26 protein-coding genes, 6 tRNA genes and 1 other RNA gene are annotated in these 25,065 nt (G+C 50.2%); 30 read left to right on the forward strand and 3 right to left on the reverse strand.

Annotated features, from left to right (window positions below; all coding sequences use genetic code 11):
* The first annotated feature begins 17 nt into the window (after window positions 1–17).
* The 29 genes from B9A14_RS00440 (at window position 18) to B9A14_RS00580 (ending at window position 19,217) form a co-directional block, all read left to right on the forward strand.
* Window positions 18–959 carry a DNA-directed RNA polymerase subunit alpha gene (locus B9A14_RS00440; protein WP_084663000.1) on the forward strand — a complete coding sequence of 314 codons (942 nt, stop codon included), beginning with the start codon at window positions 18–20 and terminating at the stop codon, window positions 957–959.
* Window positions 960–991: 32 nt separating this feature from the next.
* Window positions 992–1,330, forward strand: a complete 339-nt coding sequence (rplQ, locus tag B9A14_RS00445) for a 50S ribosomal protein L17 (protein ID WP_084663001.1) — start codon at window positions 992–994, stop codon at window positions 1,328–1,330.
* 10 nt (window positions 1,331–1,340) lie between these two features.
* Window positions 1,341–2,192: an energy-coupling factor transporter ATPase gene (locus B9A14_RS00450; protein WP_084663002.1), complete on the forward strand. Its 852-nt coding sequence runs from the start codon at window positions 1,341–1,343 to the stop codon at window positions 2,190–2,192.
* Window positions 2,193–2,231: 39 nt separating this feature from the next.
* On the forward strand, window positions 2,232–3,113 hold the full coding sequence (locus B9A14_RS00455; protein ID WP_084663003.1) for an energy-coupling factor transporter ATPase: 882 nt from the start codon (window positions 2,232–2,234) through the stop codon (window positions 3,111–3,113).
* Window positions 3,114–3,178: 65 nt separating this feature from the next.
* Window positions 3,179–3,940, forward strand: a complete 762-nt coding sequence (locus B9A14_RS00460; RefSeq protein ID WP_084663004.1) for an energy-coupling factor transporter transmembrane component T family protein — start codon at window positions 3,179–3,181, stop codon at window positions 3,938–3,940.
* A 14-nt stretch (window positions 3,941–3,954) separates the two neighbouring features.
* Entirely contained in the window at window positions 3,955–4,695 is a 741-nt protein-coding gene (gene truA, locus B9A14_RS00465) for a tRNA pseudouridine(38-40) synthase TruA (protein ID WP_084663005.1), read from the forward strand.
* 92 nt (window positions 4,696–4,787) lie between these two features.
* Window positions 4,788–5,222: a 50S ribosomal protein L13 gene (gene rplM, locus B9A14_RS00470; protein WP_084663006.1), complete on the forward strand. Its 435-nt coding sequence runs from the start codon at window positions 4,788–4,790 to the stop codon at window positions 5,220–5,222.
* 175 nt (window positions 5,223–5,397) lie between these two features.
* Entirely contained in the window at window positions 5,398–5,790 is a 393-nt protein-coding gene (gene rpsI, locus B9A14_RS00475; protein ID WP_084663007.1) for a 30S ribosomal protein S9, read from the forward strand.
* Window positions 5,791–5,845: 55 nt separating this feature from the next.
* Window positions 5,846–5,992, forward strand: coding sequence for a six-cysteine ranthipeptide SCIFF (scfA, locus tag B9A14_RS00480; protein ID WP_084663008.1), 147 nt, complete (start codon window positions 5,846–5,848; stop codon window positions 5,990–5,992).
* A 50-nt stretch (window positions 5,993–6,042) separates the two neighbouring features.
* Window positions 6,043–7,476, forward strand: a complete 1,434-nt coding sequence (gene scfB, locus B9A14_RS00485) for a thioether cross-link-forming SCIFF peptide maturase (RefSeq protein WP_084663009.1) — start codon at window positions 6,043–6,045, stop codon at window positions 7,474–7,476.
* Between the two features lie 119 nt (window positions 7,477–7,595).
* Window positions 7,596–9,083 (forward strand): M23 family metallopeptidase, encoded by a 1,488-nt coding sequence (locus B9A14_RS00490; protein ID WP_084663010.1) that lies wholly within the window; start codon window positions 7,596–7,598, stop codon window positions 9,081–9,083.
* 313 nt (window positions 9,084–9,396) lie between these two features.
* Window positions 9,397–10,320 carry a thioredoxin-disulfide reductase gene (gene trxB, locus B9A14_RS00495; protein WP_084663011.1) on the forward strand — a complete coding sequence of 308 codons (924 nt, stop codon included), beginning with the start codon at window positions 9,397–9,399 and terminating at the stop codon, window positions 10,318–10,320.
* Window positions 10,321–10,486: 166 nt separating this feature from the next.
* Window positions 10,487–10,738: a heavy-metal-associated domain-containing protein gene (locus B9A14_RS00500; protein ID WP_084663012.1), complete on the forward strand. Its 252-nt coding sequence runs from the start codon at window positions 10,487–10,489 to the stop codon at window positions 10,736–10,738.
* Between the two features lie 171 nt (window positions 10,739–10,909).
* Entirely contained in the window at window positions 10,910–11,755 is an 846-nt protein-coding gene (locus tag B9A14_RS00505; protein ID WP_084663013.1) for a peptidase MA family metallohydrolase, read from the forward strand.
* A gap of 418 nt (window positions 11,756–12,173) precedes the next feature.
* Window positions 12,174–13,319 carry a S1C family serine protease gene (locus tag B9A14_RS00510; RefSeq protein ID WP_084663014.1) on the forward strand — a complete coding sequence of 382 codons (1,146 nt, stop codon included), beginning with the start codon at window positions 12,174–12,176 and terminating at the stop codon, window positions 13,317–13,319.
* A 163-nt stretch (window positions 13,320–13,482) separates the two neighbouring features.
* Complete coding sequence (rlmH, locus tag B9A14_RS00515) at window positions 13,483–13,962, forward strand: 23S rRNA (pseudouridine(1915)-N(3))-methyltransferase RlmH (RefSeq protein WP_084663015.1); 480 nt, start codon at window positions 13,483–13,485, stop codon at window positions 13,960–13,962.
* A 260-nt stretch (window positions 13,963–14,222) separates the two neighbouring features.
* A tRNA-Ser gene (locus tag B9A14_RS00520) sits at window positions 14,223–14,314 on the forward strand.
* Between the two features lie 10 nt (window positions 14,315–14,324).
* Window positions 14,325–14,421: transfer RNA gene (locus tag B9A14_RS00525), tRNA-Ser, on the forward strand.
* Between the two features lie 110 nt (window positions 14,422–14,531).
* Window positions 14,532–14,608, forward strand: a tRNA-Arg gene (locus B9A14_RS00530).
* A 21-nt stretch (window positions 14,609–14,629) separates the two neighbouring features.
* A tRNA-Arg gene (locus B9A14_RS00535) sits at window positions 14,630–14,706 on the forward strand.
* 132 nt (window positions 14,707–14,838) lie between these two features.
* Window positions 14,839–15,351, forward strand: a complete 513-nt coding sequence (gene tadA / locus B9A14_RS00540) for a tRNA adenosine(34) deaminase TadA (RefSeq protein ID WP_084666973.1) — start codon at window positions 14,839–14,841, stop codon at window positions 15,349–15,351.
* Window positions 15,305–15,398 (forward strand) — tRNA-Ser (locus B9A14_RS00545). Before tadA ends, B9A14_RS00545 begins: the two co-directional genes overlap by 47 nt.
* Window positions 15,399–15,438: 40 nt before the next feature.
* Window positions 15,439–15,534: transfer RNA gene (locus B9A14_RS00550), tRNA-Ser, on the forward strand.
* Window positions 15,535–15,559: 25 nt separating this feature from the next.
* Window positions 15,560–15,824: signal recognition particle sRNA large type (gene ffs / locus B9A14_RS00555), an RNA gene on the forward strand.
* An 81-nt stretch (window positions 15,825–15,905) separates the two neighbouring features.
* Window positions 15,906–17,681 (forward strand): DNA polymerase III subunit gamma/tau, encoded by a 1,776-nt coding sequence (dnaX, locus tag B9A14_RS00560; RefSeq protein WP_084663016.1) that lies wholly within the window; start codon window positions 15,906–15,908, stop codon window positions 17,679–17,681.
* Window positions 17,682–17,692: 11 nt separating this feature from the next.
* Window positions 17,693–18,010, forward strand: a complete 318-nt coding sequence (locus tag B9A14_RS00565; RefSeq protein WP_157109715.1) for a YbaB/EbfC family nucleoid-associated protein — start codon at window positions 17,693–17,695, stop codon at window positions 18,008–18,010.
* A 51-nt stretch (window positions 18,011–18,061) separates the two neighbouring features.
* Complete coding sequence (gene recR / locus B9A14_RS00570; protein ID WP_172838998.1) at window positions 18,062–18,664, forward strand: recombination mediator RecR; 603 nt, start codon at window positions 18,062–18,064, stop codon at window positions 18,662–18,664.
* 65 nt (window positions 18,665–18,729) lie between these two features.
* A complete protein-coding gene (locus B9A14_RS00575) occupies window positions 18,730–18,945 on the forward strand; it encodes a YaaL family protein (protein ID WP_157109716.1) in 216 nt (71 codons plus the stop codon).
* On the forward strand, window positions 18,927–19,217 hold the full coding sequence (locus tag B9A14_RS00580) for a pro-sigmaK processing inhibitor BofA family protein (protein WP_231967858.1): 291 nt from the start codon (window positions 18,927–18,929) through the stop codon (window positions 19,215–19,217). Before B9A14_RS00575 ends, B9A14_RS00580 begins: the two co-directional genes overlap by 19 nt.
* Window positions 19,218–19,247: 30 nt before the next feature.
* Here B9A14_RS00580 and B9A14_RS00585 read toward each other — a convergent pair whose 3' ends face one another.
* From B9A14_RS00585 to B9A14_RS00595, 3 genes are all read right to left on the reverse strand, one after another.
* A complete protein-coding gene (locus B9A14_RS00585) occupies window positions 19,248–20,384 on the reverse strand; it encodes an alanine racemase (protein WP_084663020.1) in 1,137 nt (378 codons plus the stop codon).
* 73 nt (window positions 20,385–20,457) lie between these two features.
* Window positions 20,458–21,588 carry an alanine dehydrogenase gene (gene ald, locus B9A14_RS00590; RefSeq protein WP_084663021.1) on the reverse strand — a complete coding sequence of 377 codons (1,131 nt, stop codon included), beginning with the start codon at window positions 21,586–21,588 and terminating at the stop codon, window positions 20,458–20,460.
* 211 nt (window positions 21,589–21,799) lie between these two features.
* Window positions 21,800–23,350 carry a sigma 54-interacting transcriptional regulator gene (locus B9A14_RS00595; protein WP_231967859.1) on the reverse strand — a complete coding sequence of 517 codons (1,551 nt, stop codon included), beginning with the start codon at window positions 23,348–23,350 and terminating at the stop codon, window positions 21,800–21,802.
* A 373-nt stretch (window positions 23,351–23,723) separates the two neighbouring features.
* Between B9A14_RS00595 and B9A14_RS00605 the strand changes: the two genes are divergently transcribed.
* Window positions 23,724–25,049, forward strand: coding sequence for an alanine/glycine:cation symporter family protein (locus tag B9A14_RS00605; protein WP_231967860.1), 1,326 nt, complete (start codon window positions 23,724–23,726; stop codon window positions 25,047–25,049).
* Window positions 25,050–25,065: the final 16 nt, after the last annotated feature.

The following is a 25,065-nucleotide window of genomic DNA, read 5'->3' on the forward strand; positions in this document are numbered from 1 at the left end:
GAAAAGGAGGATGGTATATGCTGGAGATAGAACGGCCTAGGCTAGAATGTGTAGAAAAGACTTCTAAGTTTGGACGCTTTGTAATCGAACCCTTGGAGAGGGGTTATGGGATTACCTTGGGTAATTCCTTACGCCGGGTACTTCTTTCTTCCTTGCCCGGGGCAGCTGTGACTTCGGTTAAAATTGAGGGGGTACTTCATGAATTCTCCACCATCCCTGGAGTGGTGGAGGACACCACAGATATTATTTTAAACCTTAAAAACCTGGCCCTTAAGATTCATAGCGACGAACCCAAGATACTGCGGATCGAAGCCGAGGGTGAAGGGGAGGTAAAGGCGGGGGATATAATAGCTGACGCCGATGTGGAGATCCTTAACCCTGAGCTTCACATAGCCACCTTAGAGAAGGACGGCCGCCTTTTTATGGAGATAACGGCCCAAAAGGGCCGTGGGTATGTTCCGGCCGAGAAAAATAAAAGGGACGATCACGTGATAGGCGTGATCCCGGTGGATTCCCTTTATTCCCCGGTTCACAAAGTGAACTATATTGTGGAAAACACCCGGGTAGGGCAGGTTACCGACTACGATAAGCTAACCTTAGAAGTATGGACTAACGGGAGCCTTGCCCCTGATGAAGCTGTAAGCACAGCGGCCCAGATCTTGGTGGATTACTTCAAATTGTTTGTCGGGCTGGCCGACCGGGTAGCTCCGGAAGTCAACATAGCTCCCAAGGAAGAAGAAAAGAAAGATCGTTTGCTGGATATGACCATTGAAGAACTGGATCTCTCGGTCCGTTCCTATAACTGCCTTAAACGGGCGGGTATTAACACTGTCGGGGAGCTTATCCAGAGAACGGAAGAGGATATGATGAAAGTACGCAACCTGGGTAAAAAGTCCCTAGAGGAAGTAGTGCAGAAGCTGGCTGAGCTGGGTCTAAAACTACGGAGCCCAGATGAGTAAATTTAAGGAAGGGGCTTAAAGGAGGGATACCCATGGGTTACCGGAAGTTAGGGCGACGGTCGGACCATCGAAAGATGCTTTTACGCAACATCGTTACTTCCTTATTACGGGAAGGGCGGCTAACTACTACCGAACCCCGGGCTAAGGAGCTACGGCGTATTGCCGATGAGATGATTACCCTAGCCAAAAGAGGGGATCTCCATGCCCGGCGTCAAGCTTTGGCTTATCTATTGGATGAAGATGTGGTTACCAAACTATTTAGGGAGATCGGGCCGCGCTATGCCGGGCGGCAGGGGGGATACACGCGCTTAGTAAAGATCGGTTACCGCCGTGGGGATGGAGCTCCTTTGGTTATGGTAGAGCTGGTTTAGGGTATAAGAGATGCTCTGCTTTAGAGGGGTAAGTTTTTCTTACCCAGGGGTTCCACGTCCAGCCCTGCAGGACGTCACCTTCACCCTGGCCCCTGGGGAGTTTGTGGTGGTTATGGGGCCCAATGGCTCTGGCAAGTCTACCTTGACTCGCCTGGGTAACGGTCTCTTGCTGCCCGCGCAAGGCGAGGTCGTGGTGGATGGTCTCAACACTAAGGACCCTGCGGCCCTCCCCCGGGTACGCCAGAGGGTAGGCCTGGTCTTCCAGGATCCTGACAACCAAATGGTGGCGGCCACGGTGGAAGAGGATGTGGCCTTCGGACCTGAAAACCTGGGCCTGCCGCCCGAGGAAATAAAGCGCCGTGTAGAGGAAGCCCTGGATACTTTAGGCATTGCCAACCTCCGTCACCGCCCTCCCCACCGCTTATCTGGAGGCCAGAAACAGAAAGTAGCTCTAGCAGGGATCTTAGCCATGGAACCACAATATATTCTTCTCGATGAAGCCACGGCCATGCTGGACCCTCGCTCGCGAGAGGAAGTACTGGGGCTTCTTAATTTTTTATGTCGGGAGCAAGGGATAGGTCTCCTCTTGGTCACTCACCTACCGGAGGAAGCTTTGGTGGCTGATAGGGTAGTGGTTCTCTATGAGGGGGTTATTTGGAAAGAGGGAACACCAGAAGAGGTCTTTAGCCAACCTGAAGAGTTAGTGGAAAGGGGGCTAGAGGCCCCCCAGACAGTTCTCCTAGCCCAAAGATTAGCCCGGAGGGGTTTAAAATTGCCCTATAAAGCTTTAAGGCCCGAAGAGCTGGCCCAAGCTTTATGGACCTTGGCTGTAGGCGACATCTCAAGGCCAAATACCTTTTAAAAGGAGAGGCTATATTAAAGAGGTAGATGGATAATTGCCATGGAAATCCTTTTGAGAGGAGTAAGCTTTAGCTATCAAATTGGTGGGCAAGATTTTCCGGCTTTAAAGGACATTAACCTTATTATCCATCCTGGAGAACTGTTGGCTATTACTGGAGAAGGAGGATCGGGCAAGTCCACCTTAGCCCAAATTATAGCTGGCCTCTTAAAACCTACCCAGGGGCAGGTATACTGGAATGGGCGGCCCCTTTGGGACTCTAAAAAAGGCAAGCGACGCCTTACCTGGCGCGGGAAAGTGGGTTTAGCCTTTCAGCAACCCGAACAGCAGCTCTTTGCTGAAACGGTGGCTGAGGATGTGGCCTTTGGTCCCCGGAATTTAGGCTTACCCCCGGAGGAAGTAGAAAAGAGGGTTAAGGAAGCTTTAAAGAGAGTAGGGCTAGATGAGGAGGTATCTGGCCGTTCCCCTTTCACTTTAAGCGGAGGGCAGAAAAGGCGCGCAGCCTTGGCTGGCATTTTAGCCCTGGATCCTGAGATCCTTATACTAGATGAACCCACAGCAGGCCTAGATCCGGGGGGGCGGCGCCAGATTATCCATATAATCCGGGAGTTTCATAGCCATCGAGGGAAAACCGTGATCCTTATCTCCCACAATATGGCTGAAGTTTCTGTCCTAGCCCAGAGGATGATTGTCCTGCACCAAGGCCAGATGGTTTTAAGCGGGACACCAGCCGAAGTTTTTGCCCAGGGTGAGCGGTTAGGGGAGTGGGGATTGGTCCCTCCACCCCTTACTCAGGTGTTACTTGAGCTTAACCGAAGGGGAGCGAGCTTAAACTTGGCTGCCTTTACCTTAAAGGAAGTAGAGGAAGAGATATGGCGCTGGCTTTCCTACCGAGGGAGGTCTACTTTAGTCCGGCCAGGCTAGGTGAGTGACAAGGTATTCTGGTGGGCTAAGGGAGGGAGAGAGCAGTTTTAGAACTAGGCCATTACCTGCCAGGAGACAGTTTCTTTCACCGGTTAGATCCTAGAACAAAAATCCTGGGCCTCTTTTTATATGGGGTAGGAATTTTAGGCGCGCCAGGCCCGGTAGGCACCTATTTCCTGGGCTCCCTTAGCCTCATAGCTACGGGTGCCAGTGGTTTACCTGTGCGCTTTCTCTGGCGTCAGCTTAAACCTTTAATCTTTTTTCTGGTGGCAATCCTTACCCTGGAAGCTCTTCTTATCCCAGGGATTGAGTTAGTTCATATGGGTCCCCTGGTGATAAGCCGCGAGGGATTATACCAAGGCTTAACTGCAGCAGGCAGGGTGCTTTTTCTTTTGGTAGCCGCTTTCCTTCTTACAGCTACTACTTCACCCCTTAACCTGGCCCGGGGCCTGCAACACCTTTTACAACCCGGACGCAAACTTAAACTACCGGCGGAAGAGTTATCCTTAATGCTTACCTTAGCCTTAAGATTTGTACCTACCCTGCTAGAAGAAGCTGAGCGCATAAGTAAGGCCCAGGCAGCGAGGGGTTTCAGCTTAGAGGGAGAAAACTTATTTAAAAAAGGCATGGGCCTCCTTCCCCTTCTGGTGCCCCTATTTGTGAGTACCTTAAAAAGGGCAGAAGATCTAGCCCAAGCCCTGGAGGCCCGAGGATACCAGCCCGGTTCAGTCCGCACTCAAATACGGCCACTAAAGATGCGTTGGCCAGATTATCTATTCCTAGCGGTCAATTTCCTTTTGGCTGGCCTGGCCTTGATTTGGCACTAGGCGAGGGAGGGACAGTGCGCTACCTAAAGATCACCTTGGCCTATGAGGGGACAGCCTACGCTGGATGGCAAGTACAACCGGGTACCCATGGCCCTACCATCCAGGGCAAGGTGGAGGAAGCCCTGGCCTCTTTAACAGGAGAAAGGATCCGGGTGGTGGCCGCGGGACGAACAGACGCTGGCGTTCACGCCCGGGGTCAGGTTATAAGTTTTGCCACCCATAGCCGCATACCTGTAGATCGTTGGCCCTGGGCCCTCAATAGTGTATTACCGGAAGATATTATAGCTTTGGAGGCGGTTGAAGTAGGGCCGGATTTCCATGCCCGTTTTTCAGCTAAAAGCAAAACCTATCGCTATACTATAGATAATGGAATTTTTCCCGACGTTTTCCAGCGCAGGTTCGCCTGGCACGTTCGCCATCCTCTAGACCTTCAAGCCATGGAAAGGGCGGCCCTCTACCTTAAAGGGCGGCATGATTTTCGTTCCTTTGCCGCAGCCGGCCGTCCCGTTAAGAGTTTTGAAAGGGAAATTAAGGATGTATGCTGGTTAAAGGAGGGTCCTTTTATCCATTTTGATATTACTGCCGATGGCTTCCTCTATCATATGGTCCGCATTATAGTAGGTACCTTAGTAGAAATAGGCCTGGGGCGCCGCCAGCCTGAAGACATGGGAATCATCCTAGCCAGCCGCAAACGTTCTTTAGCTGGACCAACAGCTCCGGCCCACGGCCTTTGTCTTATGCGGGTAGATTACTAAATTAAGTTGACTTTGGCCTTAGCCTTCCCGTAAAATTAAGCTGGGTTGCTAAAGGGAAATTCCCAGCCTGGGGTAAAGGAAGGAGGGAGAAAATGACTACCTACATGGCCAAACCTCAAGAGATTAAGCGGAAATGGTACATTATAGATGCAGCAGGTAAGACCCTGGGCAGGGTTGCGGCTACTGCTGCTTCTATCCTGCGAGGAAAACATAAGCCCATCTTTACCCCCCATGTAGATACTGGTGATCATGTAATAGTGATTAATGCGGAAAAGGTGAGGCTCACGGGCAAAAAACTTCTTAAGAAAGAGTACATCACCCATTCAGGCTACCCTGGGGGGCTTAAACGCATAAATTACGCTACCCTGCTCAAAACCCATCCTGAACGGGCTATTGAGAAAGCTATATGGGGAATGCTCCCCCATAACCGCCTGGGGAGGAAGATTTTTAAAAAACTCCGGGTATATAGAGGAAGCACCCATCCCCACGAGGCCCAGAAACCAGAAATATGGCCTTTAGAAGGGTAAATTAGATAAGGTAAATAAGGGGCAATAAAAATACGGACAAATAAAAGCGAGCTAAGTTGTTAATAGAATAAAGGCAAGTAAGGTGTGATGGGTATAACCTTCTAGTAAAGATGTAGGGGAAACGTAAAGGGTTAATCAGGAAGAAGACTATTTTTAAGCGAAAGGAGGGGAGGGGTTGGCGCAGGTGCAATTTTATGGTACCGGCCGGCGGAAGACGGCAGTGGCTAGGGTTCGTCTTATACCAGGCCAAGGGCGGATCTTAATCAATGACAAACCGCCTGCAGAATACTTTGGCCAGCAGATACTGGCTGATATGATACGTAAACCGTTGGAAATCACCAACACCTTGGATCGTTTCGATGTCTTAGCCAAAGTAGAAGGAGGGGGTATAACCGGGCAAGCAGGGGCTGTTCGCTTGGGTATAGCTCGGGCCCTCCTCCAAGCTGATGAATCCTTGCGCCCCATCTTACGGCAGGCCGGTTTCCTCACCCGGGATCCGCGGATGAAGGAACGGCGCAAGTATGGGCTAAAGAAAGCCCGCAAGGCACCCCAGTTCTCTAAGCGTTAACGCTAACGGTTACCCTAGGAAATGTACTTTAAGAGTGCTGAGGTGGTAAAAGAATATGCATATCCTAACAATAGTACAACCCCGACTCCAGGACACCCTAGCTAAGGGTGGCTGTGGTAATTGTCACGTTTCCTGCCAGTCGGCCTGCAAGACCTCTATAACCGTAAGCCACCAGCCTTGCGAAAGGGAAAAACAGCAGTAAATTCTTTTATTCAGTCAAAAACCTATCCGGGGTAACCATTTAGTTGTTGCATGGGCTATAGAATACCTCAGCTTGAAGGTATAGACTGGCAGGCAGATATCCATCTATTTACCTGCAATGGGCTCCACCTTCTTTTGGATGTTAATAGTGGAGCCCTGCACATTTTGGATGATGTAGCTAAAGAGGTTTTAGGGGAGCTTAAGGAAGTAGCTGCTGGTAGCGAGGGTATCCCTTCGCTACCCCAGGCAACTAAAATATTTGGACCTCGCCCGGTTAGCGAGGTATTGGAGGAGCTAGCCCGTTGTCAGGAAGAGGGTACCCTTTTTACCCAGGATAGAGTGGCGGGCTGGTATCATCCCCCTGAACCCCTTCTCCAGGGATTATGCCTCCATGTATCCCATGATTGTAATATGCGCTGCCGGTATTGCTTTGCTGGAGGAGGATCCTTTGGGGGGAAGCGTAACTTAATGCCACTAAGCATTGGTAAGGCGGCCATAGATTTTCTCTTAACTGCTTCGGGACCGCGCAAGCGGGTGGAAGTGGATTTTTTCGGGGGCGAACCCCTTTTAAATTTCCCGGTGGTAAGGGAACTAGTGTTTTATGGCCGTTCTAGAGCCCATGCATTAGGCAAAGAGATACGGTTTACCCTTACCACCAACGGCTTGGCCTTGGATAAAGAGATGGGTGACTTTTTAAACCGCGAGGGGATAAGTGTAATTTTAAGCCTCGACGGCCGGCCGGAAACCAATGATCGGTATCGTCGAACATACCGTGGTGGGGGTACCTATCATATTGTCCTTCCCAGGATAAAGGATTTCCTAAAAAGTCGGGGTTACAGAGATTATTGGATAAGGGGTACCTATACCCGGGATAACCTAGATTTCACCAACGATGTGGCCTATCTGGTAGCCCTCGGCTTTCAATTTATTTCCCTGGAACCAGTGGTGGCCTCCCCTGGGGTGCCCTATAGCTTGCGGACGGAAGATGTGAGCGCTATCAAGAAGGAATACCAAAGGCTAGCTTCTTTCTACTTCGAGGCCCGTTCTAGGGGCCATCCCTTTGAATTTTTCCATTTTAATCTAGACCTTAATGGAGGTCCTTGCTTAACGAAAAGGTTACATGGCTGCGGTGCTGGAGTTTCCTATTTAGCTGTTAGTCCGGAAGGGGATCTTTACCCTTGCCACCAGTTGGTAGGCCAGGAACATTTTCGTCTGGGTCATGTAGAAACAGGTATTCAAAGGGAAGAACTTCAGGAAGAATTCCGCCAAGCCCATGTATATAATAAACCCCGTTGCCTTCGCTGTTGGGCCCGCTTTTATTGTAGTGGTGGCTGCCATGCTGCTGCAATAGCTGCTAATAACTCTTTAAGGGAACCCGATCCTGTGGCCTGTGCTATCCAGCAAGCCCGTCTGGAAGCAGCCCTTTATGTTTTGGCGAGAACCAGGATAAATTTTCCCTTACAAGCAGGATCTAGCCAGCATTAAGTCGAATAATTTAATTTTGGGAACGGTTTTTGTTAGCTCAATAAAAGTAAAGGAGCTTCTCATGCCGTAAATTACGGCACCACGAAGGATGAAAATGGTATCTTCGAAGGAGGTGTGGCATGCCACCGCACGGCCTAAGAAGGGACGGGCTTCAGGTATTGTATAGGGGGTTTTTAGCCTGGTGGCAAGGACTACCCAGGACGGCTGGTTATTTTATCCATGGTTTCCTCCCTAAACTAAGGGGGGTAGGAGCCTGGTGGCGGCAACCGCAAGGGCGGTTTATATTTTTTAAAGGTGTGTTAGTTATTACTAGTATACTATTAACCTTAGGAGTCTGGCGTTACTTTACGGCTCCGAATGCTTGGGCGGTTATCCTGGCCGGGGAAAGGATAGGCATAGTCGCTAGCCAAGAGGAAGCTGGGAAAGCCCTAGAAAAGGTTAAGGAGGCCCTTGAATCTGCTGGCTACCAAGGGGTTGAGCTCGCGTCTCAAGTAGAATATGTTCCTGTGCGGGTGGGTCGGGAGAGAATAAATACTGAAACAGAATTAGAAGAGATTTTAGCTCAAAAAGTTGCCTTTCGCGTTTTAGCTACTGAAATAAGGATTAATGATATGCCCATAGCCCTGGTAAAGGATAACGAAACAGCGCAGAAGGTCTTAGAAGAGCTCAAAAAGGCTTATACTCCTGGGGAAGGTCAGGTAGAAGAGATTAAGTTTAAGGAACATGTTACCCTAGTCCAGCGATTAGCCTTCCCAGAGGAAGTGTTGCCCTTCAAACAAGCCGTGGCTAAGCTTTTAGGAGGAGCAGAAACAAGGGAGTACACAGTGCAAGAAGGGGACTCCTTATGGAGTATTGCCCAGAAATACGGTTTAACAGTTGAGCAGCTAAGGTCGGATAATCCCCAGGTCCAAGGCGAACGCCTGGATATCGGCCAGGTACTTAAGGTACGTACTGCGAGCCCTTTGGTCCATGTAGTAGCCATCTACCGCCAAGAGGTGGTAGAAAATATACCCTATGGGACAGAAACCCGCTCCAATCCTGAGCTGTGGCGGGGGGAGGAAAGGGTAAAACAGGAAGGAGAGGAAGGACAAAAGAAAGTTACTTACCGGTTGGTGGCTGAAAACGGCCAAGTTATACAGAAAGAAACAATAAGCAGTGAAGTAATAAAAGAACCTGTGCCCCGCGTTGTAGAAAGGGGTACTCGAGTACGGGTTGCCCTAGCCTCCCGTGGGGGAGGTTCTGGACGGTTAGCGTGGCCTATCTATGGATACATCACCTCAGGCTTCGGGTATCGCGGGCGAGAATTTCATACTGGAATAGATATAGGAGCCTCCTATGGTTCTCCAGTGGGAGCGGCAGAAGCAGGTAGGGTAATTTATGTAGGTTATGATGGCGGTTACGGGCGTACAGTACTGATAGATCACGGTGGAGGTTTAGTTACCCGGTATTCCCATCTTTCAGGTTATAATGTAGAAGTAGGCCAGGAGGTTTCCCGCGGAGAAGTTATTGGCTATGTGGGAGCCTCGGGAAGGGCTACAGGGCCTCACCTCCACTTTGAGGTTATAATAAACGGTGAACCCCGAAACCCGCTTAACTACTTACGTTAGCGTACTAGCTCGTCTTCTAAATCCTTAAGGGTTTTCCTGCCCAAATGTACTGGCAACTACGGACCCGGTCTTACAAGACCGGGTTTTCGATTATGCCTCCTTATACTCCCCAACCTTCTGTGCTTTTCCTTAATCTCCTTGTGCTTTCTCAAACTATAGCGTATAATTGATCCAGTTCAACTAATGGATAGCATAAACAGTGCATGAAAGCAAGAAAGATGGGTAGAAGGCGGGAATCTCCCTGGCAATCAAGGTCAGCTACATATGTAAAAAATAGGCCAAGAAATATTGCCTTCAAAGGAGGAAGATTATCATGAGCTATGACCTCATAATTATTGGGGGTGGTCCGGCTGGCCTCACCGCTGGTTTATACGGCGCAAGAGGCGGCCTTAATACCCTTATAATAGAGAGGGGAGCACCAGGAGGGCAGGCCGGGCAGACGGATAGGATAGAAAATTACCCTGGTTTTCCAGAAGGTATCAGCGGGCTGGACCTGGCGTTTAAATTTGCTGAACAAGCAGAGCGACATGGAGCCCGTCTGGAGATGGGAACAGTAGAAAAGGTAGACTTTACAGGAGAACTAAAACGGGTTTGGACAGGTGAAACAGAATATACTGGTCGCGCTGTTATCATAGCCACGGGGTCTAGCCCCCGGCCTTTGCAGGTACCGGGTGAAGAAACCTTACGGGGACGGGGGGTATCCTATTGTGCTACTTGTGATGGAGCCTTTTTCCGGGGTAAAAAGGTAGCTGTGGTAGGAGGTGGAGATTCCGCTGTAGAAGAAGCCCTCTTCCTTACTCGTTTTGCCGATCAGGTCACCATTATCCACCGACGGGATAAGCTACGGGCTATACAGGTACTGCAAAAGAGGGCCCAAGAGAATCCTAAGATAAACTTCTATTGGAATACAGTAGTAGAAGCCATCCTAGGGGAGAATAAAGTAGAAGCCTTGCGGCTTAAAGATGTGGTTTCGGGGGCTGTACGAGAAGAACCCTTTGATGGCATTTTTATCTTTATAGGCTTAAAACCCAATACCGAGTTTTTGGGAGATGCGGTAACCTTAGACGAGAACGGATACATCGTTACCCGGGAGGATTTGGCCACTTCGGCTCCAGGAGTTTTTGCCGCCGGGGATGTCCGGGCCAAGGCTTTCCGGCAAGTAGCTACGGCTGTTGGCGACGGGGCGGCTGCCGCCATGGCCGCCCAAAAGTACCTAGCCGAGATGTTCCTGAAATAAAAGCTTTCATACTTCCAAGCCCCGGCTAGGCTTTCGTCAGTGAAAACTGGGGATAACCCAGGGAACCCGTCCCTTGACTTTGAAGTGGGGGGCGAGTATAATTTCTTTAGGTATACCCCTGGAGGGTATATAAACGGTATGCCGAAGGAGCGAAAGGGGGAAACTTATGGGCTGCTGTAGTTCGGCCATCCGTTCGGTCATCCGGCAGATAACGTTGAAGATAGAAGGGATGACCTGTGAGCACTGTAAAAGAAGTGTGGAGGCGGCCCTACAGAAGTTAGGAGGAGTAAAAGAGGTCGCGGTGGATCTGGCGGCTGGCGAAGCAGCGGTGACTTATAATCCGGGCCAGGTTACTGTCGAAGAACTAAAGAAAGCAGTGAGGCAAGCTGGGTATGATGTTATAGGTATTGTACCTTAATAAAAAAGTATTTTATCGGCCTGGGTAGCCTAAGAAGCCCAGGCTTTTTCTTTTTATTTACAGTAAAGGAATTTTATTGGCTTACTTTTTCCTTCTATTTACAGTGAAGGGCCTGGCCGGGCTATAGTATAATCGGGGAGGAACCTGGAGGAAGAGTTGGGGTGAGGAGAGTTGGTTTACCTCGAGCGGATAGCTGTGGGTACTATCTGCGTGGCCGTATTAATACTTGCTACCTGGGGCTTCCCGCGGCTTTATGGCGCTTTACCTATTTTAACTTACAAACCATTAAATACTTTAGCTCGTTACTATACCGAGTGGCAGACGCGTGGGTGGCTGGTCAGTGAAAGCCAGCATTTTCGGGCTAAATACCTAGCACCGGACGTTGGTATAGTGGATTTAGTTTTGGATGCTGCGGAGGAACAATATTATCCTACTACCACCCTTTTAGGTTTTCAGGATTCTGGGAAAACTTTAATATTAATCTATCCAGATCGGCAGAGCCTAGCTCAGCCCTTTGGGTGGGCGAACAACGAGGAAGCTATGGGAGTATACTGGGCAGGGGTTATTCGGATTGTGTCCCCCCGGGATTGGGTACAACCGGCAGAGGAATTCGAGATAGCCTTTAAGACTCAGGGGCCGGTAGTCCACGAATTAGCCCATCTCTTAGTGGATAGGCTGGCCAAAGGGAATTATCCCCGCTGGCTGACAGAGGGTATTGCCCAACAAGTAGAAAAGCAAATTACAGGGTATGAGCTTCCCGGCCCGGAACCGGAGGAGATCCTGGCATGGTATTCCTTAGAAGAGATGGACAAAAGCTTTGACCGTCTTCCTGATCAAACCCTAGCTTATCGCCAATCCATGATTATGGTAGGCCGGTTACTGGAGAAGATCGGCTGGGAGGGGATAAGGGAGATTCTTAAGCTTCTTGGATCTGGGCGTTCCCTGGAGGAAGCCCTTTACTTAGTGGCTGGGATGCGGGTTGAGGAATTATTGCCCTCCTTCACACTTTCTCCATAAATCCTTCACCCCTTTTTCATACGCATTTGCTATTATATAACCAGATACCCCTGTGGGGTACACGGAGGTTACGGGAGGCGAGCCCTAGAGGCCTTTCCCGTAACCACGGGTAAAATGAAAAAAGAATAGAGTGGGGAAGGGGTGAGGGCGGTGCTAAGGAAGAAGTACATGCTAAGGCCAGTGGCCCATTGTGAGGGCGGTCACTGTAATTAGCCCCGCCAGGTTACGAGTGTGTAACACGTAACGTGGTGGGGCCTGGTTTTAGTTTCCTTATACAGGGTAAACTTTAGCCTTTCTGTGTTAGCCTCCCTGTGGGAGAAAGGGAGGCCTTTTTATTTTAGATGGGCTTTCTTATCAGGGGTAAGGATAAATAAGAGCCCTTCCGGCAATCCTTAAGGAAGAGAGGAGGGATTATATAATGGGTACTATTTTCGAACAAGGCCGGAAGGGGAAGTATGCAGAAATACGGCGATGGCTAGCCCTATCCTTACTTCTATTTTTTAGCGCTTTAGGTGGAGGCCTCCTAGGGGTTTTAGTAGGCCCTCGCTTGTATGCTAAACCCTTACCCCCTAGTGTAACCCCACCTCCCTTACCTCTAGCCCAACCCCCGCACTTGGCTGGCGAGCCCTCGCCAGTAGTGGCTGTAGCTAAGCAGGTGGGACCAGCAGTGGTCGGTATCACTGCTCTGGTAGGCCATGATTTCCTAGACCGGGGTTCTGTGAGACAGGGTTCGGGGATTATTTTCGATGGCTCTAACGGATACATCGTCACCAATAACCATGTTATCGCTGGTGCTGGCCGGATAACCGTGAGCCTAGACCGCGACCAAGTGTTGCCGGCTGAAGTAGTAGGCAGGGATGTGCGGAGCGACCTGGCTGTTTTGCGGGTCAAGGCCGGTGGTCTTCCTACTGCCCGGTTAGGAGATTCTTCTGGGCTACAAGTTGGAGAAACGGTAGTGGCTATAGGCAACCCGTTGGGTCGGGAGTTTGCTCGCTCTGTTACGGTAGGGGTTATAAGTGCCTTAAACCGGGAAATCACGGTTGGGAGCCAAGATGGAAGACAAATTACCCTCCGGGTTCTACAGACAGATGCGCCTATTAATCCGGGTAATAGCGGAGGAGCCTTGGTTAATATGCGAGGAGAAGTAATAGGTATTAACAGTGTAAAAATCGCTACCACCGGCGTAGAAGGGATGGGGTTTGCTATACCCATTAATGATGCCCGGCCTATCCTTGAACAGCTTATCCACCAGGGCTACGTCAGCCGGCCGTTCCTGGGCGTGTATAACCTAAAAGAGATTACGCCTGAGATGGCTGGATGGTATAATATACCTGCAGGGTTATTTATAGGAGGGGTCCTTCCCCATAGCCCAGCCTCCAAGGCTGGTGTGCGAGTAGAGGATATTATTACCAAAATAGATGGCGAGCAAGTTCTAACCTACGGCGATCTAGAGCGCGCCCTAGGGAGAAAAAAACCTGGGGAAGAGGTAACCCTTACCCTATATCGCAGGCCCAAGGGAGAAATAACAGTAACCGTAACCTTAGGTGAGCTACCCCGGGATTAACCCTTAAGGTTGACCCCCTAAAAATTGGTTAAAATGTATAGTAAAAAGATGTAAACGTATAGAAAGATGTAAACGTATAGAAGGAATATAAAATATAAAGTAAAGTTTAAGCTTTAGGGGCGGAGAAAATAAAAAATCTCTGCCAAATTTAAGGGGTAAAACGGTGGAAGTATATATTGTGGCCGTTGGTAAAATCCGGGAAAAGTTCATTATTGCCGGTATCGAGGAGTATTCCCGACGCCTAAGGCCGTATTTAAAGTTAGAAATACGGGAGGGGACTGAGGAGAAGATACCCCGTCATCCCTCGCCTGGTCAGGTGGAGCGGATTTTAGCTATAGAGGGGCGTTCTCTCCTTAATCTTTTGCCCTCTACTGCCTATGTGGTAGCCCTAGATAGGGAGGGGCAGATGTTTTCCTCAGAAGAGCTAGCTAAGTGGCTGGGAGAGCTAGTCCTTCGAGGTTATAACCAGATAGCTTTCCTCATAGGTGGCACCTTAGGTTTAAGCCCCGAAGTTTTAGCCCGCGCCCACTTTAAATTATCTTTTTCTCGTTTTACTTTTCCCCATCAACTTATGCGTCTACTTCTCCTAGAACAACTATACAGGGCTTGTAAAATCCAGCGGGGCGAACCCTATCATTGGTAGCGGTTAATCTACCGCATTATAAAAGAAAGCCTATTACGTTCGGAGGATACTTACTTTGGAGGGGACTTAATTTAAACCTGTTTAAAAAGTGTCCTACAGGGCCAACTTTAGCTCTGCCTTGAAAATAACGTTTCTCCCCTCTAAAAAAGAACCTCTAATGGTAAAAGAGAAAACCGCGACACACAGGACCCAAGGAAGGCTCTCCCATGGTTTCGTTGACAGTAGAAAAGTTATATGTTATACTGAACTTGCAATGGCGCGGAGGGGTGTCCGAGCGGCTTAAGGAGCCGGACTTGAAATCCGGTGATGCCCGTCCAGGGCACCGTGGGTTCAAATCCCACTCCCTCCGCCAGGGAAGGCGTGGAGAGATGGCCGAGTAGGTCGAAGGCGGTCGCCTGCTAAGCGATTGTACAGGCCTCAAAGCCTGTACCGCGGGTTCGAATCCCGCTCTCTCCGCCATAAAATGGAAAGCATCCCTCGAGGGATGCTTTTCGTCTCCTTTTCCTTGACGGTTGCCTCTCTATTTGTTACAATTATACCTGCCAGCTGAAAGATAGAGGCCATGGCGAGCGCCCGTAGCTCAAGAGGATAGAGTAACTGGCTACGAACCAGGAGGTTGGAGGTTCGAGTCCTCCCGGGCGCGCCATTTTTTAATGACTTTAGGAGTGCGTCCGTAGCTCAGAAGGATAGAGCAGCGGTTTCCTAAACCGCGAGCCGGGGGTTCGAGTCCCCCCGGGCGCACCATTAGTATATCGTGTCACAATTTATAGGCAAACGCTTATAGACCATATTAGAGGATGATGTTTGTTATATAGAGTATAGCTTGTATAGAATATAGCTTGGCGGAGGTTCATAAACTTTAGCTTACGGAGGCCCGTGCTCGATCACCATTTTTACATGGGGCTGGCGTTGGTAGAGGCGCATAAAGCCCTAGAGCTAGGAGAAGTTCCCGTGGGAGCTGTAGTGGTGCAGGAGGATGGAGAGGTTCTGGCTTGTGCCCATAACCGGCGCGAAACAGAACAAGATCCGACTGCCCATGCTGAAATTCTAGTTCTCCGCCAAGCGGCGAGAAAACTAAACACGTGGCGCCTAGACGGGGTTACAGTATATGTGACGTTAGAGCCGTGCCCTATGTGTGCAGGGGCTTTAGTCCAGGCGAGAGTGAAACGTCTAGTGTATGGTGCTCCAGATGTGCGGGGAGGAGCAGTAGATTCTGTATTTCATGTAGTGGAGCACCCTGGCCTTAACCACAGGGTAGAGGTAATAGCCGGGGTGCGGGAAGAAGAATGCCGCTTGCTCCTGCAGGGGTTTTTCCAGGAATTGCGGAGAGGGATTGGGTCACGGAGAGATGGCCGAGTGGATAAAGGCGCTCGACTCGAAATCGAGTAGGCGGCTAAAGGGTCGCCTCGTGGGTTCGAATCCCACTCTCTCCGCCAATTCCATATGAAATTCTCTGATGAGGGCAGCTACCAGCGCGGAGAGATGGCTGAGCTGGCTGAAGGCACTCGCCTGGAAAGCGAGTAGACGGGTGGAAAGCCTGTCTCGCGGGTTCGAATCCCGCTCTCTCCGCCATTTTTTATATATCTTGCCAGATGGACCGTGCTAGATGGGGAGGTAGCGGTGCCCTGTAACCCGCAATCCGCTATAGCGGGGTTGAATTCCCACTGGCGGGCCTTGCCTGTGGGGCCTGCCCGGTGTTAGGGATGAGGAGAGCCGGGTCCTGCGCGGCGAGAACTCATGAACCCCGTCAGGTCCGGAAGGAAGCAGCGGTAAGTGAGCCATCTCGGGTGCCGCAGGAGAGCCTGGCTGGAGTTACCGGCACCGGTAACGCCCGGAGGTCAGGTTCAACAGTGGGTGCACGGTCTATCTCCTATAACATAGGATAAGGGCTTCCGACGGGCGAGTGGAGCCCTTTTTCTGTATCTAGGGCGGTGGGCAGAAGTATGTCCCAATATCTAGCCCTATATCGACAGTGGCGACCCCAGACCTTCCAAGAAGTAGTGGGCCAGGAGCATATTACCTATACCTTGCGTAATGCTGTGCGGACAGGCCGGTTAGTACATGCTTACTTGTTTTGCGGCCCCCGGGGTACGGGAAAAACCAGCACGGCTAAAATTTTGGCCAAGGCTGCGAATTGCAGACAGCCCCAGGACGGTGAACCATGTAATTCTTGCCTCAATTGCCGCCGGATAACTGAGGGGTTATCCTTAGATGTACTAGAGATCGACGCTGCCTCCAACCGAGGTATAGATGAGATCCGGCAGCTTAAGGAAGGGGTCCAACTGGGCCCTGTAGAGGGTAAATATAAGATTTACATAATTGATGAAGTTCATATGCTCACTACCGAGGCCTTCAATGCCCTCCTAAAAACTTTAGAGGAGCCACCACCCCACGTTATCTTTATCTTAGCCACTACTGAGCCGCGCAAAGTTCTGCCTACTATTATTTCTCGGTGCCAGCGTTTCGACTTTCAGGCTTTAAAGGTAGATATCATCCTTAAGAGGCTACAAGAGGTTGTCCAAGCTAGCAATGTAGAAATAGAGCTTCAAGCTTTACAGTTGCTTGCGCGGAAAGCAGGTGGTGGCCTACGAGATGCCTTAAGCCTGCTGGATCAGATCTTATCTTCTACCCAGGGGCGGATTACTGCTGAACAAGTAGCTACCCTCCTCGGTGTACCCCGAGAGGATGCTCTTAAAGAGTTGATCAAGGCCCTTCTTAGGGAAGATGGGAGCAAGATACTGCACGTGGTAGATCAGGTTTTGCGGGAGGGGATAGAACCGCGGCGGCTGCTGGAGGAGCTTTTAGACTGGTGTCGTAATCTTCTCTTATTAAAGTTAGATCCTAACCTAAAAGAATTAGTTAATTTACCCGAGGAGACAATTGGCTTAATTCAGGAATTGGATAATACCTTGGAGGCTAAGCGGCTTTTCCGGGTTATAGAAAAACTTCAAAGTGCTACAGGAGAATTAAGATATAGTTTCCAGCCCCGAATATCCCTAGAGATGGCCCTCTTGGGGGTGATCATGGAAAAAGTTCCCGAAGGAAGCGAAGAACTGGCATCCCGAATAGAAAAGTTGGAGGAACGCTTAGAACGGTTGGAGAAATTATTAGCTACCCGGGAACTTACTTCAACTATATCTTCTAAAGCTGTTAGTTCCTCCAAGGGGATTGAAGCTCCCCAGACCAGTCCTGCCTCAGCCTGGACAGCGGTTTCTGGTAGCTTCTCCGTAACTCCGACAGGGGAGACGAGAGTAGAGCTTCGGACGCCGCGGGAGGGCAAAAAAAGGGATGCTTCTTTAGAGACAGGGCTCTCAAGGAGCGGGTCCGAAACCGCAGTAACTTCTGAGACGGCGAAGCAGGAAGGGCAGCAATATCTTACCATAGAGGAAGTAAGACGGCTTTGGCCTCAAATTTTGCAAGCAGCTCGCCAAAGGAGCATACATTTGCAGGCTTACTTAAAAGGAGGTAAGCCTCTTGCCCTGGAAGGCTCCCGCCTTATTCTTTCTTTCCATGCTGCGTTTCACCGCAGTATGCTAGAACAGCCTGCTCACCGTCAGGCAGTGCAGGAGATCCTGCAGCAGGTCTTAGGTCAACCCTTGGAGATAGTTATGGTGGACGGGGCGGGCCAGGAAGAGCCGAAAGAGGCGAAGATTCCGGATGCTACCCTTAAGAAACTCATCGATTACTTCGGCCAGGATAAAGTTGAAATTAAAGATTAGGAGTGGGAATTATGGGTATGGGCAATATGGGCAAAGTCATGAAGCAGGTACAAAAGATGCAGAGCCAGCTGGCCAAGATTCAAGAAGAGCTGGCCCAGCGCACAGTGGAGGCCACCTCAGGTGGCGGGGCTGTGCGGGTAATAGTAAACGGGAAGCAGGAGATTGTAAGCCTCCATATAAGTCCTGAGGCTATAGACCCAGAGGATGTAGAAATGCTGCAGGATCTTATAGTGGCGGCGGTTAATGAAGCTCTACGTCGCTCCCAGGAAATGATGGCCAGTGAAATGGCTAAAATAACCGGCCAACTTAAGCTACCGGGCTTATTTTAACCTCGTTAACTTTTATAAGTTTAGGGTTTATTCCTCCAGGGAGTGATGCCCTTGCTTTACTATACCGAGCCGGTAGCTAGGCTCATCCAGGAGTTAAATAAGTTGCCGGGTGTGGGCCCCAAAACAGCCCAACGCCTGGCTTTTCATATTTTGCATAGCCCTTTAGAAGAGGTCAGGGCCCTAGCTACAGCTATTTTGGAGGCTAGGGAAAAAATTCGCTACTGTTCTATTTGTGGCCACCTTACGCAAGAAGATCCTTGTCAGCTCTGTAGAGACGAAAGCCGGGATCCTTCCGTAATCTGTGTGGTGGAGGAAGTGCGGGATCTGGTGGCCTTAGAAAAGACGCGCCAGTTCCGTGGACGTTATCACGTGCTTCATGGAGCCCTTTCTCCTGCGGAGGGGATTGGCCCAGAAAAACTACGCATTAAGGAACTCCTTAAACGCTTAGAAGATAAAACTGTGCAAGAAGTGATCTTAGCCACCAACGCTGATGTAGAGGGAGAGGCTACTGCCCTGTACCTGGCCAAAATTCTTAAGCCTTTAGGCCTTAAGGTAACCCGATTGGCCTACGGTCTTCCGGTAGGGGGCGATTTGGAGTACGCTGATGAAGTCACCTTAGCCCGGGCTTTAAGCGGCCGGCGGGAAATGGAGTAAAAAGGCAAGAAATGGCCACCTCTTGCATAAGCTATTTCCAGAGGTATGCCAGGGAGGTGGCTTTTATGTCTGTGCCCCTTAAGGCTAGGGTTGCGGAAGTGGAAGACCTGGTTGCCGCCCTTAAGGAGGCCCGGGAGGAATGGTTAGCAGCTCAAAGCCTCTTTGCTGAGGTGAGCGAGCCGGATCTGGTAGACCAGGTTATCTATCGTCTCCAGGCAGCGGAACGCAAGTATATGTATCTATGGAAGGAACTCCAACAGAAATGGACAAGGAGTGGCTAAGGATGGCTGCTGACATAATACAGCTTATCTTGGCCTTACTTTTCTTAGGATTTCTGCTCTATCTTATTGGGGGTCTTCTTCTTAAACCGTTAAAATTGGCCTTTAAAATAGCAGTAAATTCGCTTTTTGGGTTGCTTTTACTATGGGTTTTTAACTTTATAGGGGGCTATTTCAGCTTTACCATTCCCCTAAACTGGTTAACAATCCTTATTGCCGGATTCTTAGGTATTCCAGGGCTCCTTTTGCTTATTTTTTTCCGCCTTGTGCTTTAACCAGCATGGGCTGCCTCCTAAAGCATCTATCTACCTGCTCTTACCGCGGGCTTCTACTGACCAAAGGTCTACTACTTTATTCTCTCGTACTACAACTACGGTGTCGCATAAGTTGACTACCGGGCAGGCATGGTTAGGAATGATCTCTAATTTTTCCCCTAAGCGTAAGTTTGCATTCGGGGGCAAGGAGATTATCCCGTGTTCTTCGGAGAGACGTTCCAAGACGTAACCCGCGCGTCCCTTTATAAGGCCGAAGCCCTGGACGGCTGCTGTTCCGTGGGCACCTCGATCCAGGGCCAGCACCTTGCTTCCTGCATCTATAACTGCGCGATCCCGAGCCGGTCGACTTATCACCGTGGCTATCACCGTTAAGGCGCACTGTTCTTCCTCCGCTACTCCCAGGGCCACCTGCACGGCATCATAAAATACATAATTTCCTGGCCTGATTTCTGTAACCCCAGGTACCTTTCCTGCATACCGGGCTGTGGGCGTGGAACCTACACTAACCACCTGGCAAGGCAACCCCCAGCGCCGGAGTCTTTCCGCTGCTTCACTTAAGATTTCACCTTCTTCTTGTCCGATACGAGCTACTTCCTCTAAGTTTCGGGCGGCATAAGCATGGCCAGCGTGGGTCATGAGGCCTTCTAGTTCTAAACCTGGGAGGCTGGCCACGGTTTTAGCCAAATCTATTACAGGTTGACCTGGTAAAACACCACATCTCTGTAGGCCTGTATCTACCTCTATAAGCACTGGAATTTTCTTACCTCGAGAATGAGCTACTTGGGAGAGAAAAGCAGCATTATCCGCATTATCTATAGCGCAAGCTAGCTTAACCTTTTCGCTTAAATGTAAGAGTTTTTGTATTTTCTCTGGAGTTACTACTTGGTTGGCTACCAATATATCTTGGCAGCCGCTCTCTAACATAACTTCAGCTTCGCTAAGCTTTGCTACAGCCAGGCCGCAAGCCCCAGCCTTAAGCTGGCGCCGGGCGATGGACAACATCTTATGGGCTTTGACGTGAGGACGCAAGGATACCCCGACTTGAGCAGCAAAGGTGGCCATATCTTGGATGTTACGTTCTAGCTTAGTTAGATCCACCACCACTGCTGGGGTATCTATTTCCCACTTGTTAGAGCCAATTCGGGCTGGGGTATGGTTTAGAGCCATTTTGCTTTTCCCGCCCCTTCTAACCGAACTAGGACAGGCGAGGCGCAAGCCGGAGTGCTTCGAGAAGATACCTTTAGGTTTCCAGCTCCTTTAGCACCTCTTCTAGCTTATAGTAGGCAAGCCCGTGAGCCTCAGCTACTCCAGGGTTGGTGATCCTCCCCAGGACCACGTTTACACCTTTGGCTAGGGCCGGATCTTCCTTTACCGCCTGTATCCAGCCTTTATTGGCCAGGGCTAGTACGTAGGGGAGGGTAGCGTGAGTTAAGGCCAGGGTAGAGGTGCGCGGAACAGCTCCAGGCATATTGGCTACGGCGTAATGGACTACCCCGTGTTTGATGTAAATAGGATCCTCGTGCGTGGTGGGATGATCGATAGTCTCTACACATCCTCCCTGGTCCACTGCTACATCAACTATTACGCTGCCTGGTTCCATGGAACGGACCATCTCTTCTGTAACGAGACGGGGGGCCCGGGCTCCAGGAATGAGGACAGCACCTATCACCAGGTCGGCGCTCTGTACAGCGGTGGCGATATTTAAATGATTAGAAGCCAGAGTCTCGATCTGGCCATGGAACACATCATCTAAATAACGTAGACGGTCCAAGTTTTTATCTATCACCGTTACCCTGGCTCCCATGCCTACGGCTCGCTTTAAGGCGCTGGTGCCAACAGTACCGCCGCCTAAGATGACCACATGGGCTGGTGGTACTCCAGCCACACCTCCCAGGAGGATGCCCTTGCCCTGGCGAGGTTTCTCTAGGAAGCTAGCTCCTACTTGGATGCTCATACGCCCAGCTACTTCGCTCATGGGCGTAAGGAGAGGAAGGGAGCCGTTGGGGAGCTCTACTGTCTCATAGGCTATAGCGGTTACCTGCTTTTCGGCTAAAACTTTAGTAAGTTCAGGTTCAGCGGCCAGATGGAGGTAAGTGAAGAGCACCAACCCCGGCTTAAAATAATTATATTCTACTGGCAGGGGTTCCTTTACCTTCACTATCATATCGGCCTCAGCCCAGACCTGGCTGGCCTCCGTAAGTATCTGGGCTCCTGCCTGGTGGTAATCCTTATCGCTAAATCCGCTTCCTTCGCCTGCACCCCTTTCCACTATTACTTGATGGCCTGCCCTTACCAGGGCATCCACCCCGGCCGGAGTTAGTCCCACGCGGTGCTCCTGGGGTTTAATCTCCCGCGGTAAGCCTATGATCATACCTTTACCACCTTCCCGGAAATAATGCGTTTTAGCCCAAAACTTTAATTTAGAAGTCTTTCACTTTTGGGCTATTAGCAAATTTGGTGCCACAATTTACACCTTACTAAATCTTTCTTGGAGATAATCGGGAAGCACTACCAATTCTTGAGGTCACGATCAGTGATGACATTGCTAGATCTTTCTAAGATCGCTGGGAAGGTGGCAAATTTTATTTCCACTGGCCGCTAGTCTTGCCAGAGATGCGGTAACGCCGCATCTTGTTTATTATGGTGGTGTGGGACACACCTAGGATTTTAGCCGCCTTGCGAACGCTACCCCCTTGGTTTAAAGCTTCGATGACAGCCTGCCTTTCTATCTCCTCCATGGCCCTTTTTAACCCGCTAGGGCTTTTGGAGGCCAAATTTTTTTCCGGTAGTATAATATTCTCGGGTTCTATTCTTTCCCCCTGGGCCAAATTCATTGCCCGCTCAATCACATTTTCTAATTCCCGCACATTGCCCGGCCAGTCGTAATCGTAAAGTCGCCTTAAAGCAGCCTCGGAGAGGCTCCGGACGTTTTTGCCCAGGCGCTGGTTAAATTTTTGGATAAAATGCCAGGCAAGGGCAGGAATATCTTCTTTCCGCTCCCTTAAGGGAGGAAGATATAGAGGTATTACGTTTAAGCGGTAGAAAAGATCTTCTCGGAAACTACCTTCAGCCACCATTTCTTCTAAGTTGCGGTTAGTAGCGGCGATAACCCGCACATCTACTTTGTTTTCCAGCATTTCGCCCAGCCGGCGCACACATCCCTCCTGGAGGACGCGCAAAAGCTTGGCTTGTACATAGGGAGGTATCTCGGCTATCTCATCCAGGAAAATGGTCCCCTGATGGGCAAACTCAAAAAGCCCCTGGCGGCCGCCCTTTAAAGCGCCGGTAAAGGTGCCGTTGGCGTAGCCGAAGAGCTCGCTCTCTAATAAAGTATCTGGGATAGCCGCGCAGTTTACCACTACAAAAGGGTTATCCCGGCGGGGGCTGGCCATGTGGATAGCCCGGGCGAAAAGCTCCTTGCCCGTACCGCTTTCCCCGCGGATAAGGATGGTCGAATCGCTTTTAGCTACCGTTTTAGCTAAGGCAACCACTTCCGCCATCTTTTGGCTGGCGTAGATTATTTCCTCAAAGGTTATCATTACTGGCTGAGTGAGGGACTGGACCAGGCGCCTAACTTGGGACATTTTTTCAAAAGTGATCATGGCCCCGGCAGGTTTGCCCTCTTCGTCTACCAAGGGCTGGCTCTTGACCAGGCAGCGCAGGCGGCCATAAGGAGTGGAAAGGAGGATTTCCTGCTGGCTTAGGCGCCCTACACCCAGGGAAGTTAATATTTCCCGGGGAAAGCCCAGGTGCTTTAGAGAATTGCCTATCAAGGAATGGCCCAACCCCAGTATCTCAGCTGCCTTGCGGTTGCAAAGGCTCACCGTGCCCCTTGCATCTACCACTAGTATGCCTTCTTCTACCGTGTCGAGGATGGCCCGCAGCCGCTGCTGGGCCAGTTCGTGGGGAAGCCACTCCACGGGAGTTACTTCTAGAACATTCGCTATAGTTTGTACCCTTTTTAACATATTCTCTAGCACTGTGGGGGAAACCTGGTCAACCTGGATGTGCATTTCACCCGGCTTTACTTCTAAGGAGAGGATATTGGCTCCGTGACCTGATACTACTTCGGCTACATCTCGCACCATGCCTACGCGGTCTTCAAACCGTATCCGGAAGCGGAAGCGGTTCACCCTTTTTCACCCCCCCTTTTTAATTTTAGTTTTCTTCGTTGAACTTTGATTTTCCTACCCCGGAGCAAAAAATTGTAACCTGTCCTCTAGTCCTTAACCTATGCATTATTTGTGCCAGGTAAGAACTGAAGCATAGGCTGGGAAGAGGGGGGCTTCCAGAGAAAAAGAATGTATAAAAAAATCTTGCCACTGGCAATTTTTCTTTCCGACACTTCTCCCATAACCCTGGGCTGCCTTGCCGGATTTCCCTTAGCTACCTTGGTGAAAGCTACTTTTAAGAGGCTGGCATATATTTTGCATAAAATTTTTTATGACAGAAAAATCTGGGGCGGAAGCCAAAAGTTCCAATCTTAGCAAAAGGGGAGGAGAAGGCGTGCAAGCGTTAGAGGCATTTTTGGGGAAGGTAAGCGACTTTGTATGGGGTCCCCCGATGCTCGTTTTACTCGTCGGCACTCACCTGTTTTTGACTTTTCGCTTAGGGATCCAACGATATTTGGGCAAGGCTATTAAACTCTCTTTTACGCGTACCAGAGAAGGTGAAGGGGATATAAGCCACTTTGGCGCTTTGACTACTGCTCTGGCGGCTACCATCGGTACTGGCAATATTGTAGGTGTGGCCACAGCAGTAGCAGCCGGTGGGCCAGGGGCTGTCTTCTGGCTTTGGATAACCGGGGTGTTTGGCATAGCTACCAAATATGGAGAGGCGCTCTTAGCTGTTAAATATCGTATTACTAATGAGCGAGGGGAAATGGCTGGTGGCCCCATGTATGTGCTGGAGCGGGGCTTGAAGATGCGCTGGCTAGGCATCCTTTTTGCCCTCTTTACTGCCATAGCAGGGTTTGGCATAGGGTGTTCAGTACAGGCCAATTCCATAGCTGAAATGTTAAAGACGACTTTTGCTATACCAGGATGGATAACAGGGTTAATCCTGTCTTTTTTAACTGCCCTGGTCATCATCGGCGGGATTAAATCAATAGCCCGGGTCTGTGAGCTTTTGGTACCTTTTGTGGCAGTATTCTACATCTTGGGCTGCCTGGCTATATTGCTCGCCAATTACCAGGCTATACCGGCCACCATCGCTCTTATAGTAAAAAGTGCCTTTACCGGGCAGGCAGCTGTGGGCGGTTTTGCCGGGGCTACAGTTATGGCTGCCATGCGGTATGGCGTGGCGCGGGGATTGTTTTGTAACGAATCGGGCTTGGGTAGTGCTCCTATTGTAGCCGCAGCCGCTCAGACCACCAACCCAGTCCGGCAGGCCCTTGTTTCTAGCACTGGGACTTTTTGGGATACAGTGGTAGTTTGCGCCCTGACAGGGCTGGTCTTGGTTAATACGGGAAGCTGGACTACGGGCCTGGCAGGTGCCGCTCTTACCAAACAGGCCTTTAACACCTTAGGTATTATAGGTCCTCTTACTTTAAGCGTGGGCTTGCTTACTTTTGTTTATTCCACCATCCTGGGTTGGTCCTATTATTGTGAGAAAGCAGTGGAATACCTTTTCGGTACTAAAGCCATCTATCCTTACCGCTGGCTCTGGGTTATAATGGTGTTCGTGGGATGTGTAGTAACCTTAAAGGTAGTATGGTCCTTTGCCGATATTGCCAATGCACTAATGGCTATTCCTAACCTCATCGCTTTACTTGCGCTAAACCGGGTGCTGGTGGAGGAAACACGTAAGTATCTGTGGGAAGGGAATTCTTAAAGGCTAGTGGGGCTGG

Source organism: Thermanaeromonas toyohensis ToBE, assembly GCF_900176005.1.
GTDB classification, from domain to species: domain Bacteria; phylum Bacillota; class DSM-521; order Neomoorellales; family Neomoorellaceae; genus Thermanaeromonas; species Thermanaeromonas toyohensis.